Below are 22043 nucleotides of genomic sequence, written 5' to 3'. Positions count from 1 at the left end.
CGCACTACACCTGCCTGTGGAATATGTCACGATCCGGCTGCGGGGGCCGGGGGCCGGGCCGCATTGTGGTTCGGGGAAGTCCCGGGCGCCGTGCGTGGGGCGCTGGCGTCGAGGCGGAGGAGAAGTTCGTGATGTACGGGGAGCGCAGCGGGTGGCAGCGAGCGGGGTTCGAGTCGCACGAGGGCATGGTCGGGGTGCTGCTGGCCGACGGCAGCGAGCCGAAGCCGGTCCTCTTCGACCTGGGCAGCGGCGCCACCTTCCACGAGTCGAGCGACTGGTGGCACTACGACGGCACCTTCCGCCGGCCCACCGCGGTGTCGATGCGGGGCCGGTGCGCGTGCGGCTGGCGCGGGGCGAAGACGTACCCGATCGACTGGGAGACAGTCCGCGAGGACGACGACCCTGACGCCTACGACACCTCGGGCCCGTACGCGGACTGGAAGGCGCACCTCGACGAGGTCGCCGGGCGCGCGGTGGCGCTGCCCGGGGACTTGGTGGCGCTGCTGGGGCAGGTGCGTGAGCGGCTGGATCGGTTGTGGCTGGAGGAGGATCCGGCGCGCGGGTACGCGGCGATGCTCAGGGCCTGCGGGGAGCTGGAGGCGATCGTCGCCGAGACCGGTCCCGAGGCCGCCCGGGCCCTGGCCCGCGAGCACGACGAGGCGATGTCCGCGCTCGCCGAGGCCCTAGGCATGACCGAACCGGCCGCCCGCACCCGCCTCCTGCACTACGAACACCTTGTTTGGAGCTGATCCCTGTCCGTCTGACCTGTCGTAGTCCTGGTGGGTGGGCCCAGACATATGGACGGCCCGCACCAGATGGTGCGGGCCGTCCATATGTCTGGTTCAGCGGGTTGCGGCCTCGTTGCTTTCCTGGGCGGTCAGTGCGGGCCGGTTGGTGTGCCGTCGCGGGGGCGGCTGCTTGCCGGGGCTGTCGGGCTGGCCGGCGGCTGCGTCGAGCAGGGTTTGGATCTTGTGTGCGAAGGCGGGTCCGGGCAGAGGGAGTTCGCTGTCCGGTTCGCGGAGATAGCCGACGGCGACGGCGGTGGGCATGTAGTTCATCAGTTCGGTGACCACTGCGGAGCGCGGTCGCGTGATGTGCTGGGCCAGGGTGCGCAGGACGCGGACGATCGTGCCGGTGGAGGCCTTGTCCTCGTGGCGCAGGACGACGGGAACGTCGTTCCAGCGGACGGTGGTGTTCACCTGGCGGGTTGAGGGCTTGTCCTCGTCGGTCTGGGTGTGCCACCAGCGGGCGGTGTGTGTCTCGCCGAGGGCGAGGTGGTGCAGGTAGAGGCAGTAGGCGGCGCCCGGCTGGCCGGCGCCGGCGGCGTACTGCCACCAGAACCTCGCTCCGTCGTCGGTGTCGGTCAGCTGCAGGACGCAGGCCAGGACCAGGGCGCTGCTGGGTTCGGGGACCTGGTCGGTGACGAAGGCGGAGACCGCGGTGGCGGGGGTGTGGCGCACCAGGGTTTCACACAGGGCGCGCAGGTCTTCGGCTGCGTCCGCCGAGGAGGCCGTGGGCCGGCTGGGGGTGACGGGGGGCTGGGTGGGCGGTTCAGGGTTGTGGGGTGGGAAGGCGTCACGGGGCACGGCGCGGTCGTGGACGAGCAGCGCCCTGGAGAGGATGTCGTCGAGCATGGTCATGGGGTGGTTCCTCCGGTCGGGGGCGGGAGCTCGATGGTGTCTTCCAGGAATCGTTCGGCGTGGCGTTCGTTGGACCGTACGGAGGCCAGCGGGATGCCGAGGAGGTCGGAGACCTTCTGGGCGCTGAACCCGCACAGGCGGCGCAGCACCATGACGTCGAGCTGGGTCTCGGGCAGCCGGCTGATGGCCGCGAACAGCTCCATGCTCTCGGCCAGCTGCGCCATCTCTCCCTCGAGGGAGGTCTGCGCGCGCAGTGCGACGGTGTCGAAGGCGGCCTCGCCGAGCAGGGGCCGGCGGTCACGGTGGTCGGCCTTGGCCTTGACCGTGGCGCGCAGGATCTCCCAGGCGAAGCGGCGGGTGTCGGGGCTGGCGAGAGCGTCTCCGAAGGACAGCCAGAGGATGGCGAAGGTGTCCTCGACCGCGGCGTCGCGGGCCTGGTCGGGCAGGAAGGCCCCGGCGTAGCGCAGGTAGCCTTCCGCGACTATCGAGCGCAGCGCGCCGTGCTCCAGGGGCGGCCCGATGGGGGCGATGGTGACGGTGTTGTCGGTGGACCGCTCGACCCAGTCCTTGCTCTTGCCGGCGTCCAGGGCCGCCTGCTTCCACAGCCGGTGCAGCGGCCAGCCGGGGATGCCCAGCTCCTCGGCCAGGCGGTGGATGACCTCCCAGCGCGGGTAGTGGCCCACGCCGCGCAGCAGCTCGGAGAGCTTGGACTTGGCCAGCAGGATGCGGAAGCTGAGGTCGCTGAGGGTTCGTCCGCTGGACAGGTAGTACTCGCGGATCGGTTCCAGCCAGGCTCGGTGGGAGCTGCCGACCGTGGCCGCGATGGGCCCCAGCTTGCGTCCCGGGCGCACCGGGACTGGATCGGGGTCCGGGCCCGGTGCGCTGAACAGGGTCGTCACGGGGCGCCACCGTCCTTGTCGGGCACCGCCTCCACACGGTGTCCGGTGGCCGGGACGGCCCGCGAGCGGACGCTGCGCAGGACCTGGGTCACGGTCAGGCCCAGGATCGGAGCCGCGGCGGCGATCAGGGCCGCGTGGCCCATCGCCGCCATCACCACGCTCCAGCCGAACACCATCAGCGTCAGCGCCGTTGCTGCCGCCATCTGTTTCGTGCTCATCACTTCTTCCTTGGTGTCGTGTCGCAGCCATCCGGAAGGCCACGCCGAAGAGACCCCTTCAACAGGCGGGTGCCGAACCGCTGTTGAGGGAGGATCAGCATGGACCGTGACGGGTGCATCACGCGACGTGATCAAGGAATCGCGGAACATTAGAAGACACGGACGGTCAGCCGGCGAGCCGGAGATGACCGTTCCTGTGCACGTAAAGCACATCGGGTAAGCCGTGGGGGCGAAGTTCCCGGTTTTCCTTGCATTCGCGCTGGGGACCCCCTCATATGGAGGCAGCACACCTTGGTGTCGCCCTTCCATCCGGAAGAGGCGCGTCCCCGCGTGCCGACGCAAGGGGGGCGTGCCAGCCCGTTCTCGCCCGGCCTGAGATAGAGGCCGGGCGAGAACGGGGCACCCCTCACGGGGAAGACGACCGTAGCGCAGGGCACCGACAACACCTACGTGTCCGCCCGGGACGACCACTCCTCGTCGAGACCCCCCACTTGCTCTCCCGCGTCGACTCGAACCAGTCCCCACAGCCCGCATACCCGAGGGCCGAGTACGTGCTCGCTCTGTCCAAGGACCTGATGACGCTGCCGGGGCAGGTGCGCGAGCGCCTGGGTCGGCTATGGCTGCAGAACGACACGACGCGCGGGTACGCGGCAATGCTGAAGGCCTGCGACGGACTGGAGGCGATCGTCGCCGAGACCGACCCCGTGGCCGCGCGGACCTTGGCCCACAAGCAGGACAAGCCAATGCCTGCGATCGCCGAGACGCTAAGCGCTGCCCCATAACTCCAGATGCCGCCTGCCAGCGCCCGGTTCGGCCCGTTTAGCCCGGCTCCAGTTGAGGCCACGAGTCGGGGCGCAACCGGACAAGTCGATCTACCTGTGATGGCCGACCGGCCCTCGCCCTGAGCTACGGGACAGCCCTTAGAAACCGCCCCCGCACCCACCGCATCCCCCGCACCCGCCGCCCAAAGGACCGCCGACCCCGCCGTCGCCGATGTGCGTCCCGGACCCGGACGCCGCCTGCCGCGGCTCCGGGTGGGAGAACCCCGAGGAGACGGGCTCCACGAGCCCCCGACGAAGGTCGGCCAGGACATGAGAGCCGGTGCGTGCCACATCGGCAAGCACGGGAGCCGCCGTGGCGGTGACGGCGGCCGACCCCAGCAGCCGCCGGCCCACCCACTCCCGGTCGGCGGCGAGCCGGGCGCGCAAGGCCTCCCCCGCGCCGGTCAGGAAGGCGTCACTACCTGGTCGCGGCAGCGGCAGCCGTGACAGGCCGAGCCACACCCCCGTCCACAGCAGGACGTGTACCACGGCCCACCGGAGCGGGAAACGGTCCTGAACCAACCACTGCGCGCCGCACACCACCAGGCCGGCGAGGAAGAGCAGTACCGACACGATGACGACTTCCGAGCGGTCTGACCGGGTCCGCGCCCGCGCCTCCTGATCGACGATCAGGCCGCGCTCGATCAGGTCCGCCTCGACGCGGATCGCGTCGGGCACGCCAGTGACCCGCTCCAGCAGCACCCTGCCGTTCTGGTACCGGCTGCCGCGCTCCTTGAGCGCGACGGCGGCAGCCTGGACCGGGTCCGCGGGAGGGCGCCGCATCGCCGACAGCTCCACCCGGCACGGGCGTACCGGCACCTTGAGCCTCCCGGCCAGGTACAACGCGGCGAGCGCCGTCTCGGCTACCCGCCGCCGACCACCGCTGAGCGCGGCGAGGGTGTACAGCGTCGGCTCCTCGGGTTCCCGCACCGGCATCAGCGGCCAGCGGCGCCGGCTGCGCAGATACGTCCGTAACCGCCACCCGAACACCGCCGCCGACCCGGCGACCACGACTCCCCACACGGCGTACCACACCACGTCCCCCTTCGCGTCCCCCGGTCGATGCCCGGCCCGCCCGGGGAGAAAACGGCCCTGGAGGGGATGCCGCCGATGCCGGCCTCTACCTTCGTGCTTCGATGATCTGGCTCAAGGACCTCGCCCGGGCCATCTGCTGATCACAACCGAATACGCCCCCTATGGGCTGTCCCGTAGCTCAGGGCGAAGGCCGGTCAGCCATCACAGGAAGATCGACTTGTCCAGTTGCGCCCCGACTCGTGGCCTCAACTGGAGCCGGGCTAAACGGACCGAACCGGGCGCTGGCAGGCGGCATCTGGAGTTACAGGACAGCCCTTAGGCAAGGCCAAGAAGGCAGCCTGTACCCGCCTCCTTAACTATGATCACCTCACCTGGCGCTGAGTCCTGCCGGTGATAGGTGGCCTCGTACGGTCTCGTCCTCACGGGTGAACCCGCACGCGCCGAGCTGGAGCGTTTCTCCGGCGAATCCCAGCGCCTCGCGCGGTTGATGAGCAGCCCGAGTCCGACGTGTCTACGGGCTTGGATCCGCTATGCCTACGGGCGTGATCACCAACCTGCTGCGCGGCGCTGCCGCGTTCTGCCTCGCCCTGACCCCGCTCGCCCTCCCCTCCCCCACCTCCATGGCCGCGGCCGCGACCGCAGTGGGGGTGCCTGTTCCGGAGGTGCTGCCGCTGGAGGACGCCGTCGGCAAGCTCCCCGTCGCCGAGGAGGACCGCACCGGCTACACCCGCGACTCCTTCCGGCACTGGAACACCGGCCTAGACGCGGGCGACGGCTGCAACACCCGCAACGAGGTCCTCCTCGCCGAAGCCGTCCAGGAACCGGCCGTCGCGGCCGGCTGCAAGCTGACCGGCGGTCACCGCACGCACCAACCGCTCCAAGGCCGACCAGGACCCCGCCACCTGGATGCCGCCCCTGCCCGACGCACACTGCCGCTACATCGGCGAATGGACCACCACCAAGCTCCGCTGGGGACTCACAGCCGACCAGACCGAGGCCGAGGCGCTGAAGGTGTACGCCGAGGCCTGCGAAACCACCGTCGTCCACTACAACCCCGTACCGTAGCCGTCCGACTGCGTGCAGGGTCTGCCCCGTAGCCCTGCACACACAGCCGGATGGTGCTTATGCCTGCTCGGTGAGGTTGGGCTCCGCATGATCCTTCAGGCGCACCAGGATGGTCCGGCAGGTGTGCTCGGTCTCCAGGTCGAGAGCGACGGAGCCGGTCCACCGCTGCTCGTAGCGGTGGGGCCGGGCGAGAGCGGCGTGGACTTGGGGCAGGGCGGGGTGGGCGGCCGGGCCCATGCGGTTGAGGCACACGACGACGGCGTGGGCGCTGGCGTCGTTGTTCTTCCAGGCGTCCAGCAGCACCGGCAGCACGGTGTCCGTCTGGGCGGCGCCGCCTATCTCCCACAGCGCTGACGCGACGCGGATGATGGTCCACCAGTCGTTCAGCACGCTCGAACCGTTCCGTTCGTTGCGTGCGTTCTCGGCGAGCTGTTCGTCGAGGATCTGCCGCAGGCGCGGCAGGACGGGGATGGCGGCAGGGCCGATCCGGCCGGCGAGGTCGATCGCGTCCGTTGCGCGGCGTTTCTCCAGAATCCCGCCCAACAGCGGCACTACCTCCTCGGGGTGGCGCCCGATCTCCCAGACCGCGCACAGCGCCGCTGTCCTCAGAGAGAGGTCGTCGACTGCGCTGAGGCGGCGGGCTGGTTCCAGAGCGGCTTCGGCACGGGGACCGAACGAGGCGAGCGCCTTCAAGAGGGGTTCCGCGAGATGCGACTGCTTGTGCTGGATCGCGTTGTGCAGGGCGTCGGTGAGCGCCGGGACGGCTGTCGGGTCACCGAGCTGGGAGAGGGCGATCGTGAAGGAATTGAACCCGAAACCATAGGAATCGACGGAGTCAGGGTCGATGGCGATGAAACGGCTGATGAGCCTGGGGGTGAGTTCGGCGGCAGCTTGGGGAAGGCGCCCGGCCACTGCCACCGCGCGCCAGGCGTCGGTGCCGGTGTCCAGTGCGACCAGCAGGCTGGGCAGGGCTCGTTCGTCTCTGAGGCCGGCCAGCGCCACGACAGCTTGCTGGTGCGCACGGCGCAGCCCGCGGTGCGGGCTCGCCCATACATCGGGCCGGTGCTCGGTGAGCTGGGTGGTGACGTAGGCGGCGAGGGCTTCGCGGGCAGGTTCGGCCAAGCGCTCCAAGGCTGCGAGGGCTTCGGCCGCTGCCGCGGAGGTGTAGGAGTCGCCCGGCTACAGGCAGTCGCCGATCAGCCGCACCAGATCGGTGTGATCACCCCGCCAGGAGGTGATCAGACGACGGGCCATGTCGATGGCGTCGTATCGCGTGGCCCGATCCGCACTGCGGAGCTGCTCGGTCAATAGCGCCTTCCGGTCGTCGAAACGTGCGCCCAGTGCCTCGTGAAGGGCTTTGAGAAGCGGGGTGGTGGGGGCATGGATCCGGCCGTGGCGTTCGAGGTCGTCGAATGCTGCGGCAACGTACCCGGGAACAGCCGGGTCGCCCTCCGGCCCGGTCTCACACGCACACAGCCGTGAGGGCTCCCGGCCGTCTGGCGCCGGGTCCTGCTCGGGCGGGGGCGCAGGGGTGACCTGGTTAAGCAGCCCGATCACGGCCGGCACTGTCCGGTCGTCGATGGAATCGGGAGCGCAGCGGGCCCGATGGGCGAGCGCCGCCAGACGGGTGTCCGCGTCCGTGCCGCCGCTGTCGGCCAGCGCGTCGAACCACGCCCTCGCCGGCGCTGCGGCCGCAGGCAGACGAAGGACAAGGTCCGCCATCGTCTGCACCACCAGCACCCGCTCGGCAACTCCGCTCTCGTGCACGAGGCGTTCTTTCAGGAGTTCCACTGCCCGTTCGGCGTCCTCCAAGAAGAGCCCCAGCCCCTCGATCGAAGCCCTGCGCACCCGGGGGTCGGGGTCGGTGGCGTAGGCGATGAAGGCGTCGGTATGCGCCCGCATCAGGTTCGCGGTGTCGGGGTAGATCGTGGACTCTTCACCGTTCTCGCCGCAGACAACGGCGTAGACCTCTTCGGCATCCACCGCCTCCCGACCGATGCTGAGCAGCAGTGCGACGACCGCCGCCCGGTCAGGCGTCGCCGGGTCATCCGCCATCGCGAACAGGAACGGCACACTGGCCACCGTGCTCGAATACACACTCCCCTGATGCAGCACGGCGCCATAGAAACGGCTGAACGCCTCTTCCCGCACTTCCGCGTCCGGCGACACCATGCCCCACAGCCATCCAGGAACGTCGTCGGCCGGCCCGTAAGCGTGTCCCAGGGACGCCCAGTCGGTCTTCTCCAAGTCGTTGATCATGAACGGCACTATGCAGGGTGGCACTGACACGCCCGGGAGAACCGACCTCGATGGTCACCGCACGCACCAACCGCTCCAAGGCCGACCAGGACCCCGCCACCTGGATGCCGCCCCTGCCCGACGCACACTGCCGCTACATCGGCGAATGGACCGCCACGAAACTGCGATGGAGCCTCACGGTCGACCAGACCGAAGCCGAGGCGCTGAAGGTGTACGCCGAGGCCTGTGAAACCACCGTCGTCCACTACAACCCCGCCCCGTAGTCCGGCCGTTCCGGGAAGGCATCGTGCCCCGTACCAGAGGCCACCGGGTACGGGGCACGACGCGCACCGTGGACAAAGCGGCATGCTGCGACACGGCCGAAGCCGGAGCCGGCGAGCCCCGACGTTCACGCGCGGGCGCGGACCGTCTTCACCGACAACCCCACCTCGGCGCCGATCGCCTCCCAGGTCAGACCGCGGGCACGCAGCGCGCGGATCGTGTCCGCGCCGACATCAGGGGCCGGCCGGTTCAGCCGCTGCGCCTGGAGATGGCCGCGTCGCTCGTGTTCGGGGATGCGGCGCAGGATCGTGCGACAGTCCACGCCGGCCGCACGGCCGATCGCGGTCGCGGACTGTCCGGCCCGGTAGCGGGCCAGGATCTCCTCGTCCGAAAGCGCCAGCACCATCCGGACACCTCCCGTCTTTGGCCGCGCGGGACGAGGCGATGGGACGGAGGCTTCCCCGAGTGTGGGGGTGCGCCAGTCGGTGTCGGGGATCCGGGTGCGGATGGTGTGGGGAGAGACACCGAACTCGCGGGCGAGCGCGTAGGCGCTCTTCCCCGCCGCATACCGGCGGCGGACCTCCTCATCGACCAGCGTGCGCTGCTGCCTTCGAGGCCGGGGCTGCGGGGCGGGGCCCCGGGGGCGGATCAGGTCGTCGGGGATCCTGCGCCGGATCGTGGTGGGATGCACCCCGTAGAGCCGGCCGAGCTCGGCCATGGTGGCGCCCTCCACATACCGGGCGACGATCTCTTCCTTCGGCAGGAGGTCGCCCTGCCGCTCGACGGCGAGCCGGGCCGCTTCCTGCCGCGAACGCCGCTGGCCCGGTTCGAGGCGGGCCACCACCGCCTCGACCGAGATCCCCAGCGTGGCCGCCACACGCTGCTGCGACATCCCCGAACCGTAAAGACGCACCACCTGGGCCCGCAGCGCCCGCTCATACGGCGTCTGCGCCCGGCTGCGGTGCCGCTGCCGCGCCGCGGCCGACGCATCACGCCGCTCCCGCGCCGGCATATGACGCCGCACGGTCGCCTTCGACACCCCCAGCTCCCGCGCCACCACCGCAAGACTCGCACCCTCGCGATACCGGCTGCGGATCAACGCCGACAACACCTTCACGTCCCACACCACTCCGCCTCCCTCCCCCGGCCCAACGAGGCGCTTTAACAGAGGATGCGTCGGCGTCCGGGAAAGCATGACGTTCAACGCCGTCGTCCACAGATCGGTCAGGCATGGCTCGAGAGTCGCTGCTGCGGGGCAGTGGTGTCGGGTCTGTCAGGTGTTGGAGAGCCAGATGGCGAGATTGAGGGCCGCGGCGAAGGTCACCCACAGTGCGTAAGGGACGAGCAGGAGCGCGGCGGCCATGCGGTGTCGGGTGAAGAGGACCATCGTGGTCAGGAGAGCCGCGAGGAGGAGGCAGATGTCGAGGAAGGCCAGGCCGTACTCTTCGGCGGCGAAGAAGAGGGGAGTCCAGACGAGGTTGAGGAGCAGTTGGACCGACCACCAGGTCATGGCCGTGCGCGCGGGCCTCTGCGGGTTTTGCAGGACCAGCCACGCGGCAACGGCGATGGTGCCGTACAGCACGGTCCACACGGGTCCGAAAAGCCATCCGGGCGGGGCCCAGGACGGCCGGTCCAGCGCGTTGTAGGTGTCGCCCGCATCCGCAGAAGCCAGTCCGCCGAGCACGGCAACGGCATAACAGGCCACCAGAAGCCCCAGCAGGACGGGCCAGCGCGAGCCTCGGTGCCTGGGTCCGGTCTGGGAAAGGTCCACGTTCGGCATAATGCACTCCGCTTCTGCAGGGGTGAGGACACTGTCCTGATGCCCCTCGAAATCGATGCGATGTGGTTGCGGAGCCTCCTTCACCCCCGCCCGGGTCAGTGAATGCGCCTTACGGGTTCTGCCACCGCGGTTCGGTGTCTTCAGGACGACCGTCCGTCACCGGTGCCTGGTCTGGTCCCGTGCTGGTCTATGGAGGCGGGCTGCACGAGAAGATCCTGCACCACCTCGACGACACTGGTCTGCTCGCCCCCCTCCGCACCGCCGACGTCCGGCTACCCAGGACAGGGTCCCGGAGCCATCCTCGGTGACAAAGGGTACGACTCCAGTCCAAACCGCCGCGAATTGCGAGAACGCCAGGTTCTGCCCATGATCTGACGACTCAAGAAGTCCCGAACATGATCGCGTCACGAGCTTTTGGAACGCTACGGTCGGGGACGTGACACTTTTAGAGACCCAGCACATCGATGCTCACGTCGATCACTACGGCCTTGGCCTGCAGGACGCCGACGACGCGTGGTTACCGACGATGTTCCCAGAAGGCTTTACCCGGGGGCCATTCGTCTCCCAGCGGCCCGGCCGTATCGACCTGACGAGCGCTGGACACACTCAGACCGTTTCCTTCGACGCCGAAATCTGGAGCGCAGTCCCTACGCAACCCGATGGCAAGTGGGATGAGTTCGCGAATGCGCGTATCGAATGCCGGTCCGGAGAGCTGCGCCTGTGGTCGGTGACCGGCGGCCCCGCTGCGCAATCGGTCGCCTTGCCCCGCGAGCCGATGGAGTGGAACGTTCGTATCTACTGCCGGGGGCGTGCGAATGCGGCGCAAGCGTGCCTCACCGGCGTTCCTCAGGGCGTGGAGCGGTATCTGGCCCAGTTCTGGGCCGGATGAGCGCCGGGGGCGGAGCGGCGCTTGACCGCTCCGCCCCCGGCGCCTGGATCAGCCGGTGATCTGCACCAGGTATCCGTCAAGGACGGCCGTTCCGACATCGCCGTCGTCACCGCCGACGGCAACCTCCACTCCGCCTACGGCCGCGCCGACGGCACCTTCGAGTACGGCCGCCTCCTGTGGAAGCTCGACGGCAGCTGGAAAACCTTCACCGACATCGTCGCCGGCGACTACAACGGCGACGGCACCCTGGCTCCCGCCAAGAAGATGTGGTCCGACACCTTCGACTGGCGCAGCATGCTCCAGATCGCCCGCTACAAGGTCGACACCTCCGGCCGTGACGGCATCCTCGCCGTCTGGAGTGGCGGCAGCCTCTACGGCTACCACACCGACGCCAACGGCCTGCTCACTGAGCAGAAGCGCCAGATGTGGCCCGACACCTCGTGGAAGAGCATGAAGACCCTCACCACGGGCGACATCAACACCGACACCCGCGACGACGTCGTCGCCGTCTCCACCAACGGCTACCTCATGCGTTACGACGGCAACGCGAGCGGCACCCTCAACAACGGCGTCAACATCTGGCCCGACAACGGCTGGGGCGGCATCAAGATCTACGCCGGCGACTACAACGGCGACAAGAAGACCGACCTTCTCGGCCGATGGGGCACCAACCTCAACTTCTACAAGGGCGACGGCCAGGGCACCTTCGGCACCAGCATCAAGGCCTGGCCCACCCTGCCCTGACCAGACACGACGGCCGCTTGAACGACCGATCCCCAAGCAAAGCCACCGGGCCCCAGGACTCATTTCCTGGGGCCCGGCCCACATATAGACAACGAGCGACCATAATGAAGTCGAGGACCGCAGGCCTCCCTACCTCCCGGTCTACGTGGCTGGTGGGATGGGCCGCCACCCTACCAACGAGAACACCATTTCCTGGCGTGACTCGAAGGGCACCACAGAACATCCCATCACGGGATGAAACATCGGGCGAAAATGACCTCTGCGGTTCCATTTATGTGGTGGGGCTGTGGTTGATCAGGACTCCTCCTAGCGTGTCAGCTGTCGAGCGTGCTTGGGCGGGGTCGCAGAACTGGATGGTCCAGTTCGCGGCCGTGACGATGGCGGCGGGTGTGTGATCGTTGCTGAGAAGGAGCCGGATGTAGTCGTCGCGGGCCGCGGCATTGTCGTGCACGAGCAGGAGGGCACGGTGGTTCGCCCAGGACGCGTCACAGGCCTTGTTTTCCGAGGCTCGTGTTCCGCACAGTAGTTCTCCTGTCGGCTGTCGTTCTCGGTCGGCGCAGGAGTCTGCCTTGTTCAGGGCGTCGGCCAGCGCGTCCGTGGAACGGTATGCGGGTGTGCTGGGGATGTCGGGCAGCGGGTAGGGGGGAGGGAGGACGATGGCGCCGACCGCCTTGGCGATCTTAATTGAGTAGACGGGGACGTCATTGGGCAGGACGCGGATGAACCAGTTGCCCGCCGCGACGATGGTGGTACCGCTGTTGCGCCAGGTGGCGATGGAGTCGCCGACCTCGTCCCGGCTGAATTCCTTGGGGTTCAGGACCTGGATCTGGTTCTCCACTGCCGTCCCCGAGATCTGCGCCTCGCAGTCCAGGGCGCCGGTCCTGCGCCGCAGTACTTTGCAGGGCATGCCCGCACGTTCCAGTGCGGCCACGACCTCGTCGGGCGTCGTGTACTGCGGCGTTGTGGGGACGTTGGCCGGCATGGGGTCGAGGGGTTTCCCGCCGCGCGGCTCGAACCGGTCGCACCCGGTGAGCACGACCAGTGCAAGGAGTGCGGTCAGGATGGACGCCGTCCTTTTCATGAGGTCAGTGGGCTCCGGGTGGTGTGGGGGAAGGTCCGGGACTGGGTGACGGTGTTCCAGGTTCCGGTTCGCCGGTCCCGGTGCCGGTGGCCAGGCCTGCGCGGTACAGGGGATGAAGGGACAGGCTGTGTCCTGCGGGGGTCTGGGCCTCCAGCTCCCGGATGGCTTGCGCCTGTTCTTCGTCGCTGAGGGCGTCCCAGGCCATCGCGTCGTCGAGATGCGGCTCGATCCTGTCCCAGTTCCGGCCTCGCGCCTTGATGTCGCCGCCGCGCTGGTCGGATTCGTCGCCGTACTGTTCGTTCTTCTCGCGCACGTCCGGCGTGTCGGCGGCGTAGAGCGTGAATAGCTGCTTGTCCGTGCGGGCACCGTACGGCTGGTCGCGGAGGTCGGCCAGGTGGTGGGCGCTCAGCCGTACGTCCAGGTCCGGGTTGTGTTCGATGAGTGCCGCGAGTTCGACGTCGCTCAGGTCGGCCAGATACCTGCCGTCCTCGAGTCGGAACGCTTCACGGTTCTTCTCGACGACGCTCCTTGCGGTGTCGGTCTTCATATGGGTGATGCCCAGGGACTTGTCCGGTTTCGGGCCGAGGGTGAGGCTCCAGTCGAAGAAGCGGCCGAACTCGGTCAAGGGGCCGCGAAGGCTCGGGTTGTGGTTCTGGTACCACTGCTGTTCCTGCCAGAGGATGGCCAGGAGCAGTTTGCGGCTGATACCGGTTTCGGTGGAGGCCAGGTTCACGGCGGTGAGGACGTTCGGCGGGACGTTGATGGGGTGCAGGCCGTCCAGTCCGCCGGACAGGCGCAGGGCGATGCCCAGTGGACTGTTCTTGTCGAGCGCCTTCTTGGCGAGGTTCGGATCGTCAATGTTTGTCAGGGCTTCAACGGTGCGCAGGGAGCGAGCTGCGTCGGTGTCGGCCAGGCTTGCCTTGGCGAGGGCATCGGAGATGATCCCGTGCGCATGTGTGATCTTTTCGCTGCCTTCGCCGCCTGGTGCTTCGGCGGTGGGTCTGGCGAAATCGACCCGACCGCTGTCGTCTACCTTCAGGCCGTTGCGGTGCGCGTAGTCGAGTGCACTGTGCAGGTCGCGCTGGGCGGACGCAATGTGGTCGGCGAGGTCGTCGTACGTCCGTGCCATCGCCCGCAGGGCGATGGCGGCTGCCTCGTAGTCGCCCGCGTGCTTGACGAACGTGGCCCGCGCCGCGCGCCCGGCGTCGCCCGCCCAGCACTGGCGAAGCGTCGCGGCGATTTCGTCACGCGCGTACCCGGCCGCCATCTCGCACTGCTTGGCAGCACCGATGGCGTCGTCCGCAGCCTCCCGCCACTGCTGGGGCCGAGCTTTGTCGAGTTCGGGGACGGAGACCATCAGGCGTCCTCCAGCCAGTTACTGGAAGCCCTGAGCTGTGCCGCGATGGAGACGTCTTCGCTGATCTGCTGGTCCATACCCTTGGTGAGCGCGTCGGCGGCATCTTCGACCAGGTCGCTGAGCTTGTGGAGTCGCTTCTGCCAGGCGCTCACACAGTCGTTGCTCGCCGTTCCCGCGTCCCATCCCGCATGGGTTTTGCCAACGGTCGCCGCGTCATCGAGCTTGGCCTTCTTACGTACTTCACCGTTGGCGGTCCGTAAGCCCGGGGTTTTGGCGCGTATAGGAGCATCACGCAGACCGAGGTCCGCGTTTCCCAGCCCCGGAGCCGGCCCCCCGCTCTCCCCCGTCGAGGCGAGCTCCATGCTCGTGGCCCGCCTGCGGAGCGCGTCTGCTTTGAGCTGACTCCACTCCTCTTCGAATGTCGACATGCATCCCCCTTTGCACGCGCGTCGTGGCTAACGGCGTGCGCCGAGTCTACAAGTGGCGTACCGACGACAATCTGTAGCTACGGCTTGATCCTGCTGGTCCTACAGCTGACCACCGTCTCTCAACAGGGTCCGGACACTTACTACCTGGACATGTCTCAGCTCAGGCACTCCAAGCAGACGTTACGTCCGGCGGCGGGACGGGTTCGAGTCGGGCAAGGACATGGTCGGAGTGTTACCGGCCGACGGCAGTGAGCCGGGTCCGGTCTTCTTCGACCTGGGCAGCGGGAGCACCTTCCACGAGTCGACGTCCTGGTGACACTGCGACGGCCAGTTCCACCAGCCCACTGCGGCATCAATGCTGGGCGGTGTACATGCGGCTGGCGCGGTACGAAGAGGTACGTCATCGACTGGAAGAAGGTGCGTGAGGACGATGGCCCCGACGGTTACGACACCACCGGCCCGTGCCCAGTCGCTTGCAGCAGCAGATGACTGCGGCGAGACCGAGGAAGGCCAGGTAGTTGCGGAGATGGCGCTCGTAGCGGTGGTTGAGCCGGCGGTAGCCGGTCAGCCAGGAGATGGTCCGCTCGATCACCCATCTGCGGCGGCCGAGTCGTTCGGAGGACTCGATGCCCTTGCGGGCGATGCGGACGCCGATGCGTTTACCGCGGAGCCATTTTCGCAGTTCAGGTATGCCGTAGGCCTTGTCGGCATGCAGACGCTGGGGCTTGAAGTGTCGGCCGCGGTGGGGGTCGTGTCTCGTTTGGCGACCGAGCACCATGGGCTTCAGGGCCTGGCTGTCATGGACGTTGGCCGCGGTGAGACCGACGACGAGGGACAGTCCGTTCGCATCCGACAGGACGTGCATCTTGGGACCCGCCTTGCCGCGGTTCACGGGGCTCGGACCGGTGAGATCGCCCCTTCTTTCGCCCGGACGTGGCCGGAGTCGAGCACGGCGCGGGACAGGTCAAGCAGGCCAGCGTCGTCGAGACGGTGCAGGATCTCCTCGTGCAGCCGGCCCCACGTGCCCGGGACCAGATCAGGAACCGGCGATGCGCGGTGAACTTCGACATCCCGAAGCAGGGCGGCAAAGCTCGCCAGGCACAGCCGCTGACCAGGACGTAGATGATCGCGGCGAACAGTGTCTCATCAGGCGTGTTCTGCGTCCCGCCACCCTGCGGCCGCACCCGAGAGGGTGGGATCAACGGCTTCGCGATCTCCCACAGCCCATCCGGAACAATCCAACTCCACGTACCCCGCCCTATGACAACCCCAACAACCGCCTCACCACATAGGACACGGCCTTGATGTGCGGGCTTCAGTCGCTTGAGTCGCTTAGCTGATGCTAGTCCCCCCTCTGACCTGGCATTTTATTTCAGCACCTTACGTGTGCAGGTGCCCGGTAGTTCAGTCGCTGTGGCGCTTCTTTGTGTGCTGCGCTGTCGGGGGATCCGTCTGGATGTCTGTGCGCGTGAGCAGGAAACCCGGGTGCCTCCATGCGGCTTTGTCTGTGAGGCGGGAGGGGAGGGAGTGTGCTTAGGTCTGCCTGCTGACCTCGGGGTATGCGTGTGTCCGGGCAGGGATGTAGCGGCTGGGGCGGGATGTTGGTTTCTGAGTCGCTTGAGTCGCTGTGGCGTGGGCAGTCAGAGGGGAAGGCTTATGCCGAGTTCCTGCATGGCGCTGGAGGGGGGGCCGCCTTCGCTGCGTTCGGTTTTGCGGCCCTTGGTGGCGGGCTGGAGCGTTTCGGGGTCGATGGCTTCGGCGGGTGCGGAGCTGGCGTAGAGGCCTTGGGGTTCAGTGTCGCGGTCGTGTGGGAGGAGCCAGAAGACGCGTCGGCGGAAGGTGCCGGAGGCGCGGGAGGCTTTGGCGTCGGGGCCGAGGATGGCGTAGCCGACCATGCGTCCGTCGCGGTGGTAGGCGGGTTTGCCGGAGCGGGTGGGCAGGCGGTCGAGGCTTTGGCGGACGTAGTCGAGGTGGGTGATGTCCTCGAGCCAGACAAGGTCGGTCTCGTGTTTGAGATCGTTCTCGCTGATCAGGGAACTCATGCCGTCTCCTCTTGGGCGAGCAGTCCGATGCCAGGGTAGTACTTCCTCGAATTTGACAAGATCATCTCTTTCGGGGAGGACAGCCCGAGGAGCTCGCGGGCTCGGGCGGCGAAGGTGCGGTTGCTGAGGGTCAGGCAGCCTTCGCTGGAGCACCAGGCGCGGTAGGCGTCGTAGAGGGTTTTTTGTTCGGTGCGGTAGTCGGGGCCGAGGAGGCATGCTTCGTCGAAGAAGCGGCCGGTGTGGTCTTCGGTTTCGGCGTAGGCGGTGGTGGCGATGCGGACCTTGTCGGGGCCGGTGAGGTCTTTTTCGCCGGCCAGGTAGCGGCGGGCTCCGTCGATGAGCCAGTTGAGGATGCCGGGGCCTTCTTCGGCGACGAGGATGTCGGCGAGGTTGTCGATGCGCCGGTCGTCGGAGACGGTGCGTTCGAAGGGGATCAGGCGCATGCGGCGCCAGAAGGCGAAGCCGCCGGTGCCGACCTCGGGGCGGTGGTTTCCGAGGAGCCAGAGTTTGTGAGTGGGGTTGAAGGAGAAGAAGTCCTGGCGCATGCGACGGGCTTTGATGCGGTCGCCGCCGGTGAGGTGTTTGACGCGGGCTTCGTCGAACTTGTCGCCCGGTTTGACTTCGGAGCAGACCACGACGCGCCGGCCGTGGAGTTCGGCGAGGTCGGTGGGGTGGCCTTCGTAGAGGCGGGCCATGAGGAAGCCGGGTGGGGCGGCGTCGGCGTAGTCACCCAGGAGTTTCATGGAGACGTCGAGGAGGACGGATTTGCCGTTCTTCCCGGCGCCGAAGAGGAAGGGCATGACCTGGCCGCCGACGTCACCGGTGATGGAGTAGCCGAGGAGGAGTTGCAGGAAGGCGATCATCTTGGCGCCTTCGGTGTCGTCGCCGAAGGTGTCGGTGAGGAAGCGCAGGAACCTGGGGATCGGCATAGCGGTGGGGCCGACGGTGGTGGAGCGGGAGTGGAAGTCTTTGTTGGGGTCAGGGGTGCGGACTAGGCCGGTGTGGAGGTCGACGATGCCGGCGGGGGTGCACAGGGCGTAGGGGTCGGCATCGAGGTGTTCGGCTTTGAGGACCATGCCGGGGGCGGATTTGGCCTGGGTGAGCATGGCGTTGATGCCGGCGGTGCTCAGTGCGCGGCGGCGGTGCTTGCGGAGGGTTTCTGTGGTGTGTTCGCCGGTGGGGTCGGTGGTGGCGAGGTGTTCGCCGATTTCGCCGGCGGCCCACAGGACGGAGTCGTCTTCGTCGACTTGCCAGCGGGTGGTGTCCCAGCGGTACCAGCCGAGGCCGGGGACGTGGCGGAAGTCGGCCTGGTAGAGGCGGACGAAGAGTTTGGCGTTGCCTCGGTCGGTGAGCGAGTCGGGCAGGAGGCCGTGTGAGGTTGTCCCGTCTGTCGTGGGGGTGGCAGCGGGGGTGTGGGGCTGGCCGGTTTGCGGGGAGGGCAGGGTGGGCTGGGATCTGGCGAGGATCTGGGCGGCCATGTTGTGGGGGTCGAAGTCGAAGAGCATGTTCGGCTCACCGCCGACGGGGGTGGTCACGAGCGGCTCCCGGGGTGAAGGGGGCGTCGGGCGCCTGCGGTCATGCCGCTGCGGATGATGGCTTCGGATCGGCGGTCCTGGCCGGGACGGGCGTGTCGGGCGGTTTCGAGGAGGGTGTCGTGCGCGGCCTGTTGGGTGAGGTGGCCGGCGGCGACGAGGCCTCCGATGGTGTAGGCGGCCCGGTTGAGTTTTTCGGAGAACCCGGCGCCTTCGGTGGTGCCGGCGCAGTCGGCGATCTCGGCCAGGACGGTGGTGAGTGTGGTGATGAGGGGACTGCCGCCGTGGCGGGCGGCGGCGACGGCCTGGCGGGCGCGGCTGGGTACGGGGCGTGGAGCTGAGATGTGTGCGGCGGGCAGGTGGTGGGTGCGCTGGAGTTCCTGGGCGAGCCATCCCGGGAGCGCGGCGGGGGTGCGGACGGTGCCGAGCGGGTTGTAAGTGCCTGCTTCTGTGGTGGTGCCGGGGGCGATGATGTAGCCGCCTTCTGCACGGACGTCGACCTGCCAGGCGAGCGCCCGGTTCTTGCCTGATCCTGAGGAGCACTGCCAGCGGCGGGTGTCGGTGGTGCGGTACCAGATGTGCAGGCCACCTGAGGGAGTGCTCACGCGCAGGGTGGTGTCGTCGTTGGCAGGGCTTTTCTCGCCGCGGAGGGCGGCCAGAACGGCGAGTGTGTGGAAGCCCGTGGTCATCTGCGAGACGTCGATGTCCTCGGCGATGGCGATGCCGGGAAGAAGCCGGTTCCTGTCCGGAGGGGCAGCGGGGTGGGCATCGATGTCGATGACGACGAGATTGGCTGGCCCGCAGGCAACGGCGACGCCCATCTGCGGATGGGGGCCCCACCACTGCTGGATGCGGTTCATGTCCAGGGTCGCTGCGTGGAATCCGTGGCACCAACGGCCCTCAGACCTGCAAGGGCAGGTCTGGTGGCTGTGGCCGGGCGTACGGCAGGCCGGGCAGTTACCTGCCGGGGTCTTCTTTCCTGGAGCCAGGGGATGAACAGGCCAGCCATGGCTGGCGCACCAGCGGGCGAGGGTTAGCGCATCCGGCGGCGTGTTCCTAGGGACAGCGACTGTTGAGTCGCTAGAGGAAACCTGCAGGTCAGCAGGCATTTCGTTCCCCCTAAAGCGACTGAAGCGACTCAACAACAGACACAGCCTAGCGAAGACGCCCGTTCGATCGAGTCACCCCTGGAGACAGGCGAGTCGCTAGAGCGAACACGGCAGCGACCGAAACTGTCGGGGAGTGACTCAGTCGCTTCAGTCGCTGCTCTGGATCGCTGAGGAAAACCGCAGGTCAAAACCAGCATGCCCAGCAAAACAGCGACTGAAGCGACTGTAGGTACCTATATATGACACGCACACGCGCGATCTGCACAGCCGATATGTGAAGCTTCAGTCGCTTCAGTCGCTGCTGGTACACAAGCAGCGCTCTGACCTGGTATTTTTCCCAGCGACTGAACCGAGCGACGGTAGCTCCGGTTCAGTCGCTGGTCTAGCAGGGCAGCGACCGAGCACTGTCGCAACGGCTGGCTTCGCGGTCAGAGCGACTCTGTCAGAAAGGTCTCCCAAGACAGGACAAGGCAAGCAGGAGCGTCGAGCTGGTCAGGCTTCCAGTTGCCGCTGCTGCCGGGACGCCGTGTACTGCTCGGGACGGTGCCATTCCAGGCCCTGCCGCGCGCTCCCGATCGTGACGCAGAGTCATCATGCTCCCCGCCGAGCCCGGACCCCTCGGCAACGGGGCTCCACCGGCGGCGGCGTCCGCGTGCTCCGGAGCTCCGCCTGCGCCGAGTGTCATCGCTCTCCGGCAGCCGGCCTGCCGCAGCCCGGCATCGAGGAGCGCCACCGCCTACCTGTCTGTCGACGTCGTGCTCGTACGCGTAGTGCCACGCCTCCGTGTCCTCAGGGAGCGACGCCGGCCTTCTTCCACACGGCGACGATCCGCTCGTAGACCCTGGGTTCGGAAGTGCGACTGGCCATGAAGGTGAGAGTGACGGTACAGACGGCGAGTACGTCAAGGTCGAGGACGGCCAAGGCGCGGTCGAGGACGGCGAGCAACCGGGCTTGAGCAACTGCCCCCTGGCCAGGTGAGTATGTGTACTCACGCGCCGGGCTCGGCATGATCGGAGACTGGGCACATGACCCGAATCCACGGCTCCACCAGCACGTTCGCCTGCTCCTCGCGCCGACCGCGACTCACCCTGGCCCTGACGGCCCTTGCGGTGCTGGCACTCGGCGCCTGCGGCACAACGAAGGCCACCGGCCTCGACGAGTCGGCCTCGACCGTAGTGGCCACGGCGGCCGCGCCCGCGAAGCCCATGGAAAGCCTGTCCTCTCCGGCCCTCGCCGAGATACAGGAGTACATCGCACAGACCTGCCCGGCTCCGGGAACCCCCCGGGAAGGGCCGCCGAACCCGCAGCCGGCTCCTCCCGGTGAGGAGGCTCCAGCTGGCACGGTCGAGCCGGTGATGCCCACGGCGGGTCCGGAGGTGGAGCTGGAGGTGGAGCTGGACGCGCGCGACTGGTGCGCGAGCAACCATCACGAGCAACGCATCTACGTGGCCGTCCAAGAGCTGACGGACCCCACCCCGGCCAAGGTCAGGGCAGCCCTGAACGGCCTCGGCTACCCCGACGAGCGCATCCACGACCTCAAGCAGTCCGGTGCCACCACGCAGTTCTTCCTCGACCTGCGCGAGAACGGTGGACGGCTCTGCCTGGAGGGTTCGGTGGGTGGCGAGGAGCCCGTCGTGGACAAGTGCGTGGCACCCGCGACCGGCCCGTTCACGGCCGAAAGGACGCAGCACTGACCAGCCCCGTACCGACCCGAGGTCTGTGATTTGTTCGTCGACCGGTCGTCCCGCCGCCTACACGATCCTTCCGGCGCTGTACGACCGGCGCTGTCCCCAGGTGCGGGTTGGTGACAGCAACAACAGGCTCTGAGTCTCGGGTGGCATTAGTAGCAGGAACGTAGGAGCGGTCCAGCTTCCTTGGCAATCGATCCATGTTCAGTGTCAGAGGACAACCTGGCCGGAGAGCGTGGTGCGGTCAGCTGGCGCCGGAACGGGCGCGGTAAAGGAACGCGGCGAGGTCACCGGCGGCTTCGGGTTCGGTGGTAGCGAGCCGGGCCGCGAACGCCAGCTGGTCCATATCGGTGCCGGGGACCAGGCGGACGAGTTCGGCGAGCAGCGCGGCGTGGGCGAGGACCGGCGGCAGCAGAAGGCCAGCGGCAGCTTCGCGGGCGGCAGGGTCGCGGTAGTTCCCAAGGTGCGCGGCCAGGGCGCGGGCGAGCCAGGCGTCGACGTCGGCCTGGACGTACCCGCCGACTCGCCGGGTCAGCTCGTCGCGTACGGCTTCGTCGCCGTCGCGGGGCTCGGTCTGCTCCAGGGCGTGGAGCTCGCGCAGCGCCTGGAGCTCGTCGGCGCGGGCCGCGACCCGGGCGGCTTCGCGCAGCTCGGCCTCGCGGTCGGCGGCGGCCGCGGCTTCGGCGGCGAGCTCGTCCTGGACGACGGGGTCGGTGTCCGGGTCGTAGGCGGTGCCCGCCGGCGTGGCGGCGAGCAGCTGGTCCAGGCGCTCCCACTCCGCGAACTCCGCCCGGCCGCGGACGTCGTCGGCCAGGTCCTCGAACCGGGAGTTCTACCGGGCGTCGAAGCGGGCGTCCTCGAGGGCCGCCGCGACGGCGTCGGCGTCCATCCCCTTCGCCCGGCGCCGTACGACGCGGCGCCCGATGCGGGCCGGGTCGACCGGCTCCCGGGGCGCGGCGACGCGCGGGGCGAGCGGGCGGCGGGCGGTGCGCGGGGGCGGCCAGGGAGTGGTCATCTTCGGCCTCGTCTTCGTGGTGCGGATTCCGGGAGCGGGTCGCCGTCAGAACGTTGTACGGTGACCCGCCGAATTGAGCCGGGGCTCGACAGTTGTCACCAGAGGAGTCGGATGAGCTGCCGGAGAGGGGCGACAGAAGCATCCTGGTTGTCATAGGCGAGGCATCCGGCCTGTCACACA

20 protein-coding genes and 3 pseudogenes are annotated in these 22043 nt (G+C 68.3%); 8 read left to right on the top strand and 15 right to left on the bottom strand.

All coding sequences use genetic code 11. The features are described 5' to 3' along the window. Nucleotides 1–128: 128 nt before the first annotated feature. On the top strand, nt 129–749 hold the full coding sequence (locus OO47_RS30355) for a hypothetical protein (protein WP_051736422.1): 621 nt from the start codon (nt 129–131) through the stop codon (nt 747–749). Nucleotides 750–842: 93 nt separating this feature from the next. Here the strand turns inward: OO47_RS30355 and OO47_RS30350 are convergent, their stop codons facing one another. The 3 genes from OO47_RS30350 to OO47_RS30340 are packed head-to-tail and all read right to left on the bottom strand — an operon-like array spanning nt 843 to nt 2757. Continuing rightward, nucleotides 843–1640, bottom strand: a complete 798-nt coding sequence (locus tag OO47_RS30350) for a hypothetical protein (RefSeq protein WP_051716372.1) — start codon at nt 1638–1640, stop codon at nt 843–845. Beyond that, a complete protein-coding gene (locus OO47_RS30345) occupies nt 1637–2539 on the bottom strand; it encodes a sigma-70 family RNA polymerase sigma factor (protein WP_033210835.1) in 903 nt (300 codons plus the stop codon). The genes OO47_RS30350 and OO47_RS30345 overlap by 4 nt, the downstream gene beginning before the upstream one ends. After that, nucleotides 2536–2757, bottom strand: coding sequence for a hypothetical protein (locus tag OO47_RS30340; RefSeq protein ID WP_030222271.1), 222 nt, complete (start codon nt 2755–2757; stop codon nt 2536–2538). The genes OO47_RS30345 and OO47_RS30340 overlap by 4 nt, the downstream gene beginning before the upstream one ends. A 551-nt stretch (nt 2758–3308) precedes the next feature. On the opposite strand from OO47_RS30340, the gene OO47_RS30335 reads away from it, so the two are divergent. Further along, a complete protein-coding gene (locus OO47_RS30335) occupies nt 3309–3539 on the top strand; it encodes a hypothetical protein (RefSeq protein WP_158708727.1) in 231 nt (76 codons plus the stop codon). 138 nt (nt 3540–3677) lie between these two features. On the opposite strand, the gene OO47_RS30330 is transcribed toward OO47_RS30335, so the two are convergent. Continuing rightward, nucleotides 3678–4616, bottom strand: coding sequence for a TIGR04222 domain-containing membrane protein (locus OO47_RS30330; RefSeq protein WP_030222276.1), 939 nt, complete (start codon nt 4614–4616; stop codon nt 3678–3680). 617 nt (nt 4617–5233) lie between these two features. On the opposite strand from OO47_RS30330, the pseudogene OO47_RS34500 reads away from it, so the two are divergent. Next, nucleotides 5234–5678: pseudogene (locus tag OO47_RS34500) on the top strand (hypothetical protein). Nucleotides 5679–5735: 57 nt separating this feature from the next. Here OO47_RS34500 and OO47_RS36595 read toward each other — a convergent pair. Together OO47_RS36595 and OO47_RS36590 are read right to left on the bottom strand one after the other, a co-directional pair. After that, nucleotides 5736–6800: a hypothetical protein gene (locus tag OO47_RS36595; RefSeq protein WP_158708726.1), complete on the bottom strand. Its 1065-nt coding sequence runs from the start codon at nt 6798–6800 to the stop codon at nt 5736–5738. 57 nt (nt 6801–6857) lie between these two features. Then, entirely contained in the window at nt 6858–7937 is a 1080-nt protein-coding gene (locus tag OO47_RS36590; protein ID WP_158708725.1) for a HEAT repeat domain-containing protein, read from the bottom strand. 53 nt (nt 7938–7990) lie between these two features. Here OO47_RS36590 and OO47_RS30315 point away from each other — a divergent pair. Next, nucleotides 7991–8200: pseudogene (locus OO47_RS30315) on the top strand (HNH endonuclease); the annotation flags it as partial. A gap of 125 nt (nt 8201–8325) precedes the next feature. Here OO47_RS30315 and OO47_RS30310 read toward each other — a convergent pair. Together OO47_RS30310 and OO47_RS30305 are read right to left on the bottom strand one after the other, a co-directional pair. Further along, nucleotides 8326–9327 (bottom strand): hypothetical protein, encoded by a 1002-nt coding sequence (locus tag OO47_RS30310; protein WP_030222281.1) that lies wholly within the window; start codon nt 9325–9327, stop codon nt 8326–8328. A gap of 144 nt (nt 9328–9471) precedes the next feature. Further along, nucleotides 9472–9978, bottom strand: coding sequence for a TspO/MBR family protein (locus tag OO47_RS30305; protein ID WP_030222283.1), 507 nt, complete (start codon nt 9976–9978; stop codon nt 9472–9474). Nucleotides 9979–10414: 436 nt separating this feature from the next. On the opposite strand from OO47_RS30305, the gene OO47_RS30300 reads away from it, so the two are divergent. Both OO47_RS30300 and OO47_RS30295 read left to right on the top strand, forming a co-directional pair. Continuing rightward, nucleotides 10415–10867, top strand: coding sequence for a hypothetical protein (locus OO47_RS30300; protein ID WP_051716375.1), 453 nt, complete (start codon nt 10415–10417; stop codon nt 10865–10867). A gap of 21 nt (nt 10868–10888) precedes the next feature. After that, nucleotides 10889–11611 carry an FG-GAP repeat domain-containing protein gene (locus OO47_RS30295; protein WP_051716376.1) on the top strand — a complete coding sequence of 241 codons (723 nt, stop codon included), beginning with the start codon at nt 10889–10891 and terminating at the stop codon, nt 11609–11611. 271 nt (nt 11612–11882) lie between these two features. Here OO47_RS30295 and OO47_RS37465 read toward each other — a convergent pair whose 3' ends face one another. From OO47_RS37465 to OO47_RS30265, 7 genes and pseudogenes are all read right to left on the bottom strand, one after another. Next, nucleotides 11883–12692, bottom strand: coding sequence for a hypothetical protein (locus tag OO47_RS37465; RefSeq protein ID WP_030222289.1), 810 nt, complete (start codon nt 12690–12692; stop codon nt 11883–11885). 4 nt (nt 12693–12696) lie between these two features. After that, complete coding sequence (locus OO47_RS30285) at nt 12697–14049, bottom strand: hypothetical protein (RefSeq protein WP_030222291.1); 1353 nt, start codon at nt 14047–14049, stop codon at nt 12697–12699. After that, nucleotides 14049–14477, bottom strand: coding sequence for a hypothetical protein (locus tag OO47_RS37065; RefSeq protein WP_158708724.1), 429 nt, complete (start codon nt 14475–14477; stop codon nt 14049–14051). The genes OO47_RS30285 and OO47_RS37065 overlap by 1 nt, the downstream gene beginning before the upstream one ends. A 400-nt stretch (nt 14478–14877) precedes the next feature. Continuing rightward, nucleotides 14878–15739 (bottom strand): annotated as a pseudogene (locus tag OO47_RS36585) (IS5 family transposase). 378 nt (nt 15740–16117) lie between these two features. After that, on the bottom strand, nt 16118–16519 hold the full coding sequence (locus OO47_RS30275) for a DUF6009 family protein (protein WP_030222293.1): 402 nt from the start codon (nt 16517–16519) through the stop codon (nt 16118–16120). Further along, nucleotides 16516–18024, bottom strand: coding sequence for a DNA primase family protein (locus OO47_RS30270; RefSeq protein ID WP_030222295.1), 1509 nt, complete (start codon nt 18022–18024; stop codon nt 16516–16518). The genes OO47_RS30275 and OO47_RS30270 overlap by 4 nt, the downstream gene beginning before the upstream one ends. Before the next feature lie 26 nt (nt 18025–18050). Next, a complete protein-coding gene (locus OO47_RS30265) occupies nt 18051–19160 on the bottom strand; it encodes a bifunctional DNA primase/polymerase (RefSeq protein ID WP_078490059.1) in 1110 nt (369 codons plus the stop codon). 1025 nt (nt 19161–20185) lie between these two features. On the opposite strand from OO47_RS30265, the gene OO47_RS37460 reads away from it, so the two are divergent. Both OO47_RS37460 and OO47_RS37455 read left to right on the top strand, forming a co-directional pair. Then, complete coding sequence (locus OO47_RS37460; RefSeq protein WP_030222302.1) at nt 20186–20854, top strand: hypothetical protein; 669 nt, start codon at nt 20186–20188, stop codon at nt 20852–20854. Nucleotides 20855–21083: 229 nt separating this feature from the next. After that, on the top strand, nt 21084–22019 hold the full coding sequence (locus tag OO47_RS37455) for a hypothetical protein (protein WP_199812362.1): 936 nt from the start codon (nt 21084–21086) through the stop codon (nt 22017–22019). The last annotated feature ends 24 nt before the right edge of the window (nt 22020–22043 follow it).

It is taken from the genome of Streptomyces bikiniensis (assembly GCF_000716625.1).
In the GTDB taxonomy this organism is placed as follows: Bacteria; Actinomycetota; Actinomycetes; order Streptomycetales; family Streptomycetaceae; genus Streptomyces; species Streptomyces bikiniensis.
The sequence above is the reverse complement of the archived record's forward strand: the minus strand, read 5'-3'. Positions and strand labels throughout refer to the sequence as shown.